The organism is Streptomyces sp. NPDC006602 (assembly GCF_042870385.1).
Lineage (GTDB): Bacteria > Actinomycetota > Actinomycetes > Streptomycetales > Streptomycetaceae > Streptomyces.
The window spans coordinates 24,077-36,520 of the sequence record NZ_JBIAHG010000055.1 but is presented as its reverse complement, the minus strand read 5'-3'; the positions used below and the strand labels follow the sequence as shown (position 1 = coordinate 36,520).

At 69.5% G+C, this 12,444-nt stretch carries 9 protein-coding genes and 2 pseudogenes; 8 read left to right on the top strand and 3 right to left on the bottom strand.

Annotated features, from left to right (window positions below):
* Nucleotides 1-230: 230 nt before the first annotated feature.
* The 7 genes and pseudogenes from ACFYO2_RS46800 (at nucleotide 231) to ACFYO2_RS46770 (ending at nucleotide 8,706) form a co-directional block, all read left to right on the top strand.
* The gene (locus tag ACFYO2_RS46800) at nucleotides 231-971 is read left to right on the top strand and encodes a DeoR/GlpR family DNA-binding transcription regulator (protein ID WP_388362881.1); all 741 of its coding nucleotides are present in this window, start codon (nucleotides 231-233) and stop codon (nucleotides 969-971) included.
* Complete coding sequence (locus tag ACFYO2_RS46795; RefSeq protein ID WP_388362878.1) at nucleotides 968-1,705, top strand: HAD family hydrolase; 738 nt, start codon at nucleotides 968-970, stop codon at nucleotides 1,703-1,705. The genes ACFYO2_RS46800 and ACFYO2_RS46795 overlap by 4 nt, the downstream gene beginning before the upstream one ends.
* Before the next feature lie 678 nt (nucleotides 1,706-2,383).
* A pseudogene (locus tag ACFYO2_RS46790) lies at nucleotides 2,384-2,716 on the top strand (pyruvate formate lyase family protein); the annotation flags it as partial.
* A 663-nt stretch (nucleotides 2,717-3,379) separates the two neighbouring features.
* Nucleotides 3,380-4,615, top strand: a complete 1,236-nt coding sequence (locus tag ACFYO2_RS46785; protein WP_388362875.1) for an MFS transporter — start codon at nucleotides 3,380-3,382, stop codon at nucleotides 4,613-4,615.
* Between the two features lie 50 nt (nucleotides 4,616-4,665).
* Nucleotides 4,666-6,825 carry an alpha-galactosidase gene (locus tag ACFYO2_RS46780; RefSeq protein ID WP_388362872.1) on the top strand — a complete coding sequence of 720 codons (2,160 nt, stop codon included), beginning with the start codon at nucleotides 4,666-4,668 and terminating at the stop codon, nucleotides 6,823-6,825.
* A gap of 868 nt (nucleotides 6,826-7,693) precedes the next feature.
* Nucleotides 7,694-8,164 carry a hypothetical protein gene (locus ACFYO2_RS46775; protein ID WP_388362869.1) on the top strand — a complete coding sequence of 157 codons (471 nt, stop codon included), beginning with the start codon at nucleotides 7,694-7,696 and terminating at the stop codon, nucleotides 8,162-8,164.
* A gap of 293 nt (nucleotides 8,165-8,457) precedes the next feature.
* Complete coding sequence (locus ACFYO2_RS46770) at nucleotides 8,458-8,706, top strand: hypothetical protein (protein ID WP_388362867.1); 249 nt, start codon at nucleotides 8,458-8,460, stop codon at nucleotides 8,704-8,706.
* Nucleotides 8,707-8,748: 42 nt separating this feature from the next.
* Here ACFYO2_RS46770 and ACFYO2_RS46765 read toward each other — a convergent pair whose 3' ends face one another.
* Nucleotides 8,749-9,702, bottom strand: coding sequence for an AraC family transcriptional regulator (locus ACFYO2_RS46765; RefSeq protein WP_388362865.1), 954 nt, complete (start codon nucleotides 9,700-9,702; stop codon nucleotides 8,749-8,751).
* 137 nt (nucleotides 9,703-9,839) lie between these two features.
* Here ACFYO2_RS46765 and ACFYO2_RS46760 point away from each other — a divergent pair, with 137 nt between their 5' ends.
* Complete coding sequence (locus tag ACFYO2_RS46760; protein WP_388362862.1) at nucleotides 9,840-10,139, top strand: DUF1330 domain-containing protein; 300 nt, start codon at nucleotides 9,840-9,842, stop codon at nucleotides 10,137-10,139.
* 254 nt (nucleotides 10,140-10,393) lie between these two features.
* On the opposite strand, the pseudogene ACFYO2_RS46755 reads toward ACFYO2_RS46760, so the two are convergent.
* Nucleotides 10,394-10,971, bottom strand: a pseudogene (locus ACFYO2_RS46755) (transposase family protein).
* A 487-nt stretch (nucleotides 10,972-11,458) separates the two neighbouring features.
* On the bottom strand, nucleotides 11,459-12,412 hold the full coding sequence (locus ACFYO2_RS46750; RefSeq protein WP_388362859.1) for an SMP-30/gluconolactonase/LRE family protein: 954 nt from the start codon (nucleotides 12,410-12,412) through the stop codon (nucleotides 11,459-11,461).
* Nucleotides 12,413-12,444 lie beyond the last annotated feature (32 nt).

Here is a 12,444-nt window from a genome sequence, read left to right as displayed (position 1 = left end):
AACGGAGTTCTCCGGGCGGGCAGTCGGCGATGAAACAGGAAGTCTCACGGCGCGAGCCGTAAGAATCTCCTCCCTTCAGGGAGGAGAGCGTCAACGACGTGTACAACAGTGGCACGACACCGCCCAACATGGCCCGCCAGTTCCTGGACCTCGCCTGAGGGGAAATGGCAACGCCGTCGGACAGATGACAGTCAGGGCGCGCTGATCGGCTACGTGGGACGATCGGCCCGGTGGATGGTGGCTTCGGCACGCGAACGGCCGGCCACCGGCACTTCGACGTCAGCCTGATGACGATGCACCGGGACCTGGACGACCTCACCGGGCGGCATCTGCTGCGCAAGCAGCGCGGGCGGGCCGTCGCGTTCCCCGCCCTCACCATGGAGACGGCCACCCGCTTCCGGGAGAACAGCGCCCTCGCGGCCAAGAACGCGCTGTGCGCGGCCGCCGCCGGCCGGATCAGACCGGGCAGCACGGTGCTCATGGAGGACTCGACCACCCTGTTTCCCCTGGTTCCGGCGCTGGCGGAGGTGGATCAGCTGCACGTCGTCACCAACTCGGTCGGCCTTGCACAGCGCCTCGGGTCCGCCGCCCCCGCGGTGAACGTCACCCTGCTGGGCGGCCACTACCGCGGCGACTTCAACTCCTGCACCGGCCCGACCGTCACCCGCGCCCTGTCCCACATCCGGGCCGATCTCGCCCTGATGTCCGCCACCGCCGTCTTGGAAGGACGCCTCTTCCACCCCCTGAACGACTACGTCGAGGTGAAGCTGGCCATGCTTGCCTCCGCCGAGCAGGCGCTGCTCTTGGTGGACCACTCGAAGTTCGGCAAGACGGCCACGTATGCGTACGGGTCCGTGGCCGACTACCACACCGTCATCACCGACACCGGCACCCCCGACGCGGAACTCGCGGCCATTCGCGACCTTGGAGTCCCCGTCGAGACGGTCGAACCCGAAGAGCCTTCCCTGTGATCCGCACCCTGTTCGAAACACCGAGCGCCTACCGCCCCAGCGACGCCGAGATGGCCGCGCCGGTGCCCCCGGTCCAGGCCGTCCTGTTCGACTTCAGCAACACCCTCTTCCAGATGATCGACCTGGAGACGTGGCTGCGCCGGGTCGGCGCCGCATCCGGCCGCCTGGCCGTGCTGGACGAGCCCGGCGCAGTGGCCGTGATCTCCGACGAGTTGCGCGCCGCCTTCCGGCTGCCCTCCATCGTCGCCCTCCAGGAAGGCCGTGATCTCTCTTCCGAACAGCACCGCCGCGCCATGTGGGGATGGTGGGGGCAGGTGGACTTTCTGCGCGGCGCGGAGGAGGCGGCCTACAGGGAGCTCACCGCTCCGGACGCCTGGGTTCCCTATCCCGACACTGAACCGGTCCTGCGTGCCCTGCACCAGCGCGGACTGCACGTCGCCATCGTCAGCGACTTCGCCTGGGACCTGCGCACCCACCTCGCCCACCACGGGCTGGACGCCTTGATCGACACCTGTGTGATCTCCTACGAGCAGGGCCGGGAGAAGCCCGACCCGCAGCTGTTTCTCAAAGCCTGCGCCGACCTCGGCGCGGACCCCCGTGCCACCCTCATGGTCGGAGACAACCCGGTCCGCGACGGCGGCGCGGCCGCCTGCGGTCTGCCCACGTACATCCTGCCGGCGGAACACCGCACCGGTGAGCGCGGCCTGACGGATGTGCAGCGGCTCGTGGTCTGACCGTGGTGGTCCACGGGCGTACGGGAATTCATCTCGACGGATCGCCTCCGTGTGAGCGACCCCGCGTCGCGCATCAACCGCACCATGCACGAAGGGGCGGCCGGGAGGCGCCCCCCGGTGCTGTCGGAGGGATACGGGGCTCCGTACCGAGGCGCGTGTCGATGAGTTCGCGCAGTGCGGTACCAAACTCGGCCGCACCTGCCCCGGGCCGTCCCAGGGAGCCTGGAAACCCATGTCGCCCGGGCAGAATTCCGCCCACCCACCGTCGGCGTCGTCGGCCTCCTCCAGGACCAGACCGAACAGGGCACTTTCGAAGTGTGCAGCGGAGGGGGCGATCGCGTGTCCTGGTACCGGCGCTCCGGCAGCCCGTCCAACCACTCGGCCGGCAGACGCCGGGCTGTAGGGATGGCCTTCCTGGGTGGAGGCCGCGGGGCGGTGCGGCGCCTGCGGGGCTGCCGCGTGCGGTGGCCCGCTGATTGATACGCTTCAATCAGGGCGGCGGAGGAGACTTGCACGCTCCCTGCGGGCCGTCGCGTTTCGGGGTAGCGGTTTCCCTGATCAGCCATGCTTCTGCCTTGGCGTCCGCCTGTGCCGATCGGTCACCCAGGTCGGCGGGCGCTCGCCGGGGTCGCGCAACCGGGGAGGCGACGCGGCGCTGTCCCGCCTCGCCCCGCGCGCAAGCAGATCGCGCCCGAGGCGCCGGCGTTGACCGGCGAGTACCTGGAGTACGAGGAGCTGTCGGCGGCGTACGACCGCATGCTGGACTGGCTGGCGGCCACGTACGTCAACGCGCTCAACGTCATCCACTACATGCACGACAAGTACGCCTACGAGCGCATCGAGATGGCCCTGCACGACCACCCCGTGCACCGCTTCATGGCCTGCGGCATCGCCGGCCTGTCGGTGGCGGCGGACAGCCTCTCGGCCGTCAAGCACGCCCGCGTGAAGGTCACCCGGGACGAGACCGGCCTGGCCGTCGACTACGAGGTCGAGGGCGAGTACCCGGCGTACAGCCCGACCTGGACCCTGGAGTTCTCGGCACAGTCCTGGTTCGCGCGCCGGGAAAACCAGCGTCCGGCGTCGTAAGTGCACTCACGGGTGGTCAGCACTGGGGTGAGCGGGGTGATCTGGTCGTGCGGAACGAAGCGGCAGCCGCACCAGCAGTGAACGATGCGCACACCGGCCCGGACCCTTGGTCCCTCGGCGTCGGGGGACAAGACGGAACGTTCACCACGCCGGCGACCTCGATGGCTACCTGCCGCCCGCATGGCCATCCGGCTTGCGTAGGCGCGTCGTCCTCGTTGCGGAAGGTCTCCGCCGAGCCGACATCGATGAGCGTCGGAGCCAGACCGGCGAGATCCTCCGCCGCGCCGACCGCACGGGCCGGGGCGGCGTACGGCGTCAGGGCGGGCACGCGCGCCCTGACGCCCCGGTGTGGGGCCGATCGCCGCCATGAGAGGCCGCGAAGCTGGCCGTCTACGCCCCTGGCGGGACGCCACCCCTGATGCTCTCCCAGTAACTGTTGGACGGATAAATTCGCGTACGCGGACTCTTTGCATCCGTCAAGGGAGAATTTCCTCCCCCTCACAGAACGGATATCCGGTGCGAGGCTGTGCGGCGTCAGCACTCCCCGCGGCCAGTCGCGGTTCGCTCCGGAAAGAGAACACCACTCAGATGCCACCCCTGACCGACGGCCGATCCGCCAAGCTGCCTTTCGTCGTCCTGGTGCTGGCAGCCGGGATCTTTCTGATGGGCACCACCGAGTTCGTCATCGCGGGCCTGCTGCCCGAGATCTCGGACGATCTGGGCGTCAGCGTGTCCCACGCGGGGCTGCTGATCACGGCCTTCGCGGCAGGCATGATCGTCGGCGCACCGGCGATGGCGATCGCGACGCTGCGCCTGCCGCGGCGGTTCACGCTGGTCCTCGCGCTCACCGTCTTCGCGCTCGGCCACGTGGTCGCCGCCCTCAGTCCGTCCTTCGCGGTCGTGCTCGCGGCTCGCGTGGTGACTGCACTGGCCACAGGTACCTTCTGGTGCGTCGCCGCAGTCGTGGCGACAACCGCGGCAGGGCCGGCAATGACGTCCCGGGCCCTGGGCATGCTGCTCGGGGGTATGACCGTGGCCAACATCGCGGGCGTACCGCTGGGCTCGTGGCTGGGGCAGGTATCCAACTGGCGGGGGCCGTTCTGGGTGCTGGCCGCCCTGTCGGCCGCCGCGGCGGCGGTCATCGGCCGGTACATCCCCGACGAGGAGCAGCGCGAAGCGCGTTCTGTCCGGGCTGAGTTCGCCGCGCTGCGCCAGGGCCGGGTCTGGCTGGCGCTGAGTGCCATCGCGTTGCTCATGGGAGGTGTCCTGGCGACCTACACCTACATCTCGCCCCTGCTCACCGAGCGGGCCCAGATCCCCGCCGCGGCTGTGCCCCTGGTCCTGACCGGCTACGGTGCGGGCGCCCTGCTGGGCACCACGGTCGGCGGGCGCCTGGGTGACCGTCGGCCGCTCGCCACCCTCATCACAGCCGCCGCCGCGAGCAGCCTGATCCTGCTCCTGCTGGTGTTCTTCTCCACGAGCCCCGTGGCGACCGTCGTCCTGGTGACGGTCATGGGGGTGACTGCGTTCGCCGCCTCCCCGGTGCTCGGCGCGCTGGTCAGGCGCTTCGCCGGTTCCGCGCCCACGCTCGCCTCCGCGCTGGCCAGTTCGTCGTCCAACGTGGGCGTCGCCGTCGGCTCCTGGGCGGCAGGCATCGCCCTGGCCTCACCACTGCGGCAGGCCGGGCCACCGCTGGTCGGCACGGTGACGGCCGCCCTGACCCTCGTACCGCTGACCGCGCTCGCGCTGATGCGCGCCACCCGATCTGACGACCACGCCGCCGCCAGCGACCCTTCACCCCGTGTTCGAGCCCGGGTGGGGTGACGAAGCCGCACCTACAGATCCCCGTAGTGAGACTGCCGAGAGGGGCCATCGTGACCACTCCGACCGAAGCCGCAGCCGAGGGCATCATCCATCTCCGCGCAGCAGGTGTGAGCCTGGTACTCGACCTGCGGGGCAACGGTCTGCCCGCCGTGCTGCACTGGGGCGCCGACCTCGGTGACCTCAGCCGCCAGGACCTGCACCGGCTGGCCGAGGCCGTCACCATGCCGCCGATCGCTGGATTCCCCGACGCCGTACCGCGTGCCGCACTGCTGCCCGAACACGGCACCGGCTGGCCCGGACAGCCCGGCCTCACGGGACACCGCCAGGGAGCCGACTGGTCACCCCTGTTCACCCGCGACTCACTGGAACTGGAAACCGCAGCACAATCCGTGAAGGTGCGGGCCACCGACGCCGCAGCCAGGCTCAGCCTGGTACTGGAAGCCGGACTCACCACATCCGGCCTCCTGCGCATGCGAGCCGCCGCACGCAACGACGACCCAAACCGCGGCTACACACTCAACGGCCTGCTGCTCACCCTGCCGGTCCCCGACACCGCCACCGAACTGCTCGACCTCACCGGCCGCTGGTGCCGCGAACGCGCCCCGCAACGCCGGCCCTTCACCCACGGCACCTGGCTGCGCGAGACCCGCAGCGGACGCACCGGCCACGACGCCCCCCTTGTCCTGGCAGCCGGCACACCCGGCTTCGGCTTCGGCACCGGCGAGGTATGGGGCCTGCACCTGGCCTGGAGCGGCAACCACCGCGTCCTGGCCGAGCGACTCCCCACCGGCCGTCCGGTCATCGCCGCAGGCGAACTGCTGCTGCCGGGCGAGCTGATCCTCGCCCCCGGCGAGGAGTACACCGGCCCGTGGCTCTACGCCTCCCACAGCGACCAGGGGCTCGACGGCCTCTCCGCCCGCTTCCACGACCACCTCCGCGCCCGCCCCGAACACCCCCGCAGCCCACGCCCGGTCGTGCTCAACACCTGGGAGGCCGTCTACTTCGACCACGACCTCGACCGGCTCACCCACCTCGCCGACCGTGGCGCCGAGGTCGGCGTGGAGCGTTTCGTCCTGGACGACGGCTGGTTCCGCCACCGCCGCGACGACCGGGCCGGACTCGGCGACTGGTACGTCGACGAGACCGTCTGGCCGACGGGACTTCATCCGCTCATCGACCACGTTCGCGGCCTCGGCATGGAGTTCGGCCTGTGGGTCGAGCCGGAAATGATCAACCCCGACTCCGACCTGGCCCGGGCCCACCCCGAATGGATCCTGGCCACCGGTGGCCGCGCCCCCGCCGACCGCCGTTTCCAGCAGGTCCTGGACCTCACCCACCCCGAGGCGTACGCCCACATCCTGCAGCGCCTCGACGCCCTGCTCAGCGAGTACGACATCGCCTACCTCAAGTGGGACCACAACCGCGAACTGGTCGACGCCGGCCACGCACCGGGCGGCGAGCCCGCCGTGCACGCCCAGACCCTCGCCGTCTACGCCCTCCTGGACGAACTGCGCCGACGCCACCCCAGGTTGGAGATCGAGGCCTGCGCAAGCGGCGGCGGACGCGTCGACCTCGCCATCCTGGAGCGCACCGACCGCGTCTGGGCCAGCGACTGCAACGACGCCCTGGAACGCCAGTCGATCAACCGCTGGACCCAACTGCTCCTGCCCCCCGAACTCATCGGCTCCCACATCGGCGCCGCCCTCTCCCACACCACCAGCCGCACCCACGACCTGGCCTTTCGCGCCGGCACCGCGCTCTTCGGCCACCTCGGCACCGAATGGGACCTCACCCGCACAACCGAGACCGAACGCACCGAACTGGCCAGATGGATCGGCCTGTACAAACAACTGCGCGGGCTCCTGCACACCGGCCGCGTCGTACGCATCGACCACCCCGATCCCGCCCTGTGGGCACACGGCGTCATCTCCCGCGACCGTACGGAAGCCGTCTTCGCCCTCACCGCCATGGCCACCCCGATCTCCGCCCAGCCCGGCACGCTACGGCTGCGCGGCCTCGACCCGGACGCCACCTACCACCTGCGCCCCCTGCCCCCGGCCGACCAGGCACCCGGCATGGAACGCGGAACCCCCGCATGGTGCACGAGAGACGGAATCACCGTCCCCGGCAGCGTCCTGGAACGCGTCGGGATCCAGATCCCCAACCTCCACCCGGAACAACTGCTCCTGCTGCGGCTGGCGAAAGCCTGACCCTGCCCGGCCGCGGTCTGGCAGCAACATATGTCCTGCCGGGTACGATCCCTGGTCGACGTGACGGAAGGCGACGGTGGCTGGCCGTCCGCCTCGACGAGCAGCATTACTACGACGTCGTGGCCTCGTCCGGCAAGGTGCAGGTGTGCGCCCGCGTCGGTCCGTTGAACACCGTTGTGGCGTCCCTGCCGACACCTCTCGGACCTGTGGTTCTCCGCCTCGAAATGGCTGGCGTAAGCACAGTGAACGACGCGCGCACAGGTGCCGATGTCGTCTCGATCGGCATCGGGGAGCGGATTGTCAACCACGAGCCCTGCACCAGCTGCGGATGTACCGCCAACATCGTTCGCCGCGACGGTGACCAGCGACTCTGCGGACGATGCTTCCGACCGCCGACCGCCGACCGCCGACCGCCGACCGCCGACCGCCGACAGCCGTCTGCGCGGACTGCGGCCGGACCCGGCCCTGCTACTTCGCCCAGAGCGAGACGCCCCCGCTGCGAGGCGTGTTCCAACCGGCTGCGTCCGCCCCAGACGTGCTCCCGCTGCGGCAACGAACGGTCGGTGAAGGCCCGACTGCCCGACGGAGGGCTCTCTGCCGCAGCTGCATTCGGGTTCCGGTGACCTGCCACATATGGGGCAGGTCCAAGCCGCTTACCGGATGCGGCCCGAACGGGGAAGCACTGAAGATCCACCATCTTGAAGTCGCTGGTCTCGGGGCTGGTGTGAGTTGTTGATCGTGTACTCGTGCTGGTCACGGGCGGTTGTCGGTGCTCAAGATCGTCTGCCGTTTCGGTGGTTGCGGATCCGCGGGTTCCCCGGCGTGAACGAGGCGCCTGTCCGTACGATCCGTGCGGGAGGTGCAGCAGGTGGCCAGGGACGCGGAACCGGGCCTTCGTGAACTGATCACGGCCCGCGGGGCCGAACTGGAGGCGCAGGCAGAGAAGTTGAGCCAGCAGCTTCAGGAGGTGCGCGACGAGCTGGAGGAACTCGCTGTTGCCGAGCTGGTCGCGCGTCGGCTGGCCGAGCAGCTGCACGCCGAAACGGAACGGGAAGCGACGTCGGCGCAGGCTGCCGGGCAGGTCGCGGGCCGTGCGGTGCTGCTGGTGCCGCAGCGCGAGCGCGGTATGGATGAGGCGGTCCTGCCCGGGGACTACCAGCGGGTCATGGACGTGGTGCGCCGGGCCGGGGGGCCGGTCATGGTCAGGCAGGTCTGCGCCGAGCTGGGGATGTCCACCGAGCCGGCCCGCTCGGAGGCGCTGCGTGCGAAGCTGAACCGGCTGGCCGAGCGGGGCTGGCTGCGCAAGCCGGCCGACGGGAAGTTCACCATCACCCTGTGAGCGTGCTCCGCCACCCCACAACATGCCGTTGGAGCCGTAACGCCTGTGCCCCCGGCGGCAGTTGATGTCGCATCCCGAACTTCGGCCGCCGCCCCCGACCACCCGAGATACCCCAAATGGCCTGGATCAACGACCCGGCCAAGCGCCGGGAACCCGCACTACAAAACACATAGCCTCACGACCGTCTTCGCCGGACTTGAAGTCTTCCGTGCGCAGTCGCCCGCAGCTGTGAGGCGACTGGGGCTGCCCGTTCATCAACACCGCAGCCGAGTATCCCGAATCCTGCCCATCCCGTGCGGCAGGCCATCGCCGAGCACCGACGCCGGCTCCACAACCTCTACCGGGAACTGCCGGCCGACGACAGCCACCCGGACGCGGAGCGGACCGCCGACATCCTCCTGATGCTGAGGGACGGGCTCGCCGTCGGCCTGGACCTCGACGATCCCGCACGGGTCAGGGCCACCGTTCAGGAGACGCTCTCCAGGGTGCTCGGCCAAGGTGGCGCGACGTCGGAACGGGGCGCGACAGCCGGGCAGGGGTGACCGGTTACACCGCTCGAAGTCTTCCGGCCGTGTGGGTGGGAGTCAGCCTGTCTCGGGTAGCCGTGGCGTGCGCCGCGCCTGTCGGAAGCGGCCAGGGGCCACCCCGAAGGCACGCTTGAAGGCGTTGGCGAAGGCGAATTCGGAGGTGTACCCGACCCGTCGGGCCACGACGCCCAGGGAATCGTCGCCGGCACGCAAAATTCGTGCCGCCGTGCTCAGTCGCCACCACGTCAGATAGGCCATCGGCGGCTGCCCCACAAGGCGCGTGAACCGCCTCGCGAAAGCGGTCCTCGACATGCCGACACGACGGGCGAGTTCCTCCACCGTCCAGGGGTGCGCGGTGTGGCGGTGGATGTGGTTGAGGGCTGCGGCGACCGGCGGATCGGTCAGGGCGGCACTCCAGCCGGCGGACTGGCTGCGGGAGGTCTCCTCTTCCAGCCATGCGCGAAGGATGTACACCAGCAGCAGATCCAGCAGAGCCGGCAAGGCGGCGTCCGCTCCGGGGCCTGCGTCCTTCAGGTCCGCGCCGAGCAGGTCGACGGAGGCACGTAGCGCCGGGTGCCTGCCGGGGCCGGCGGGAATGTGAATCGCTTCGGGCAGTGCCCGTAGGAGGGGATGTGCCTGTCCCTCGTCCAGTTGGTACATGCCGCACAGCAGGGCCACCCCGCCCGAGCGCTGTCCGGGTTCCGCAGCAGCGTCCGGGAGCGCTTCGCCCCCGTCTGGGGCTGGGTGAGGTGGCAGAAGATCGGCCACCTGATCCGGGGCACTGCTCAGGCCGTGCATGGTTCCGTGCGGCAGAAAGGCGACGTCTCCTGCGGTCAGTAGCTTCGCGGGGCCACTGGGAGCAAGGAACCAGCAACTTCCTCGCAGCACGATGTGAAAGCCCGCGCCCGAATAGGGGCCGAACCGGTTGCCCCACTCACCATCACGCCGGGTCTGGGCGAACATGGCCTGGCCGACCCTCATCGAGGCGATCACATCACTGACGACGTCCATGGGATGACTCTAGCGATCCAGGCTTCCCTGGGACGACGACGTATGGTTCCGGTCTTCATGCGTATAGGAAGGAGCGGTCAGGACGCCATACCGTCGTGACCAGTAAGTCCCGGACACGACACGATCGGATATCGACCATGCCCGCATTCATCGTCATCGACATCGACGTCACAGACCCCGCCGGGTTCCAGCAATACGTCGCCGGCATAGTTCCTCTCATGGAACGGGCCGGCGCCCGAAGGGTCCTGGCCGCCAGCGACGCTGTTGCCTTGGAGGGAGACTGGAAGCCCTCGATCTTGGTCGTCCTCGAGTTCCCGTCCGAGGCCGCGGTGCAGGAGTTCTGGGACTCGGAGGAGTACCAGCCGCTGAAGGAGCTGCGCCGCAAGTCCTCGACGGTCGCCGGGATCGCTGCGCTGCAGAGCCTCCCCGAGTCCTGACACGGTCGTGCAGGGCCGTTTGCACGGTCGCGTCCCGGCGGATGCTCCGCCGCGGCCTGTCGGCGGACGCAGTCGGAGAGCTCCGTGGTACAGCTGCGGATGGAGATGGTCCAATGCCTGGTAAGGGCCCGGGGCCGAGTTGTCATTGAAGATCCACCATCTTCGATTCCGCAGGGGTCGGGGCTGGTGTGAGTCGGCGATCTTGCCCTTGTGCTGGTCGACGGCGGTTGCCGTAGCTCAAGATCGTCTGACAGTCAGCGGGTGACTTCGATGTTGGTCAGCACGAGCAGGGCCCGCAGCAGGGTGGTCGCGTAACGGGCCGAGAACCGCAGCTTGGTGATGATGCGCCAGTTCTTGAGGTGTGCGAACGCTTGCTCGCAGACCGCGCGGACGGACGCGATCAGCTTGTTGACCTGCTTCTTCGCCGGGTGAGGGGCTTGGTGCGGGCGGCTTTGTAGCCGGTGATGACCACGGGGTTGTCCACATCGTCGTCCAGGCCGGTGAAGCCGAGGTCGCCGATCGCGCCCAGCTCGTGGGCGCGCAGGCGCTCGACGAGCTTGTTGTAGCGGGCCGTCGTGATCTCCGAGGAGCGTCCCGGGCGGGCCGCGGACAGCCACAGCAGCCGCCCCCTGTCGTCGGTGAGCGCGAGGAAGAGCAGGCCGTGGGCCTTGTGATTCCCGCTGTAGTTGCGGCGGTTGTCCGCTCCGGTGCGGCGCCGGGTGCGGATCAGGGTGCCGTCGACCAGGACGACGTGGCCGCCCTTTCGGGTGACTTGTCTCAGCGCCCTCTCCAGCCGCGGAGCCCGCGCGGCGAGCAGTTCGATCACCTCCATCACCCAGTGCCGCACCGTGGTCGCGGAGATGCGGTTGCCGCCCGCCATGTCGGAAAGCCGCTGGTCATGACAGAGAACGGCGAGCACGATCGCGGCGATTTTTCCGGGCGACAGCTTGCGCCACCGTGAGCGGATCTTCTTCAGATGGCCGCGCAGCAGGTCGCCGAGGAAGGTCAGGGTGGCCGTGGACAGGGTGAGGCTGGACTGGTAGACAACCGTCTCAGTGCCCCCGGCGGGGCTGGTCTTGTTTCGCATATGACATCAACTGCCGCCGGGGGCACAGGCCTTACGGCTCCAACGGCATGTTGTGGGTGGCGGAGCACGCTCACAGGGTGATGGTGAACTTCCCGTCGGCCGGCTTGCGCAGCCAGCCCCGCTCGGCCAGCCGGTTCAGCTTCGCACGCAGTGCCTCCGAGCGGGCCGACTCGGTGGACATCCCCAGCTCGGCGCAGACCTGCTTGGCGGATCCTGGGGCTTCCCGGGCCGCTCAGTGCCGGGGGTGCGCGGTGAGGGCGTTGAGGTTGATGGTTCCGCGCTGCAGTTTCTGGTCGTGGGGTGCGTTGAATCCGGCGTTGGCGATGTACAGCTGGTTACCGCGTACGGCGGTGGTGGTGGTGGGTGAGGCGAGTCCGTCGTCGACGGTCAGGACGCTCTCGTGGGTCCCGTTCGGGTGCACGACGCTGACCCTGTCGGTCGGATCGTTCTGCGCGGCGAAGACGGTGTCGGAGTGGTTGTTGAGGAAGGAGAAGTCGTCGACGTCGGGGAGGTTGTCGGCGGCGGTGTGGATGCGGCCGGGGGTCCCGTGGACGGTGACCGGGATCCTCAGCAAAGTGCCCTGGTTGAAGTTACTCACCCATACGGCGCCCTTGTGGAAGCGGACGCCGTTCACGCCCAGCTTCAGGGATGCCTCGGGGTCGGGTGCGAGCTCCGGGCCGGTCAGCCAGACCCTCGCCGCCCCGCCGGAGACAGGCACGGCCCACACCATGCCGTTCACGCCGTCGGCGGCGTAGAGGGTGCGGCCGGCCGGATCGATGGCCAGGCCGTTGGGTAGGCCGTCAGCGGGCAGGGCGGCCAGACGCTGGGGGCGGCCGTGCGGGGGCAGTTTCCATACGCCGGCCCGGGAGGTGTCGTCGGAGTCCACGTTGTAGTAGACGGTGCCGTCGCTGCCACGGGTGTTGCCGGTGATCTGATCGCCCTGGTGCCCGCCGACGAGGGTGGTGCGCTGCCCGGACGAGGTGATGCGCACGAGCTTCGGCGGCTTGTTCACGGGGACGCCCAGCATGGATACGGTCAGGGAGCCGTTCGGGTTGACGGTGATGTTCTCGGGTGAGTCGCCGGAGCCGAAGTCGAACGCGGCCGCGGTCTTCACCTGCGTGATGACGGGCTCCGTACGGTCTCCTCCGGTGGCCGCGGCCGGGGTCGAGACGAGAACGGCCGCCACAGCGGGGATGGCCGCGACGTGGGCGAAGCGAA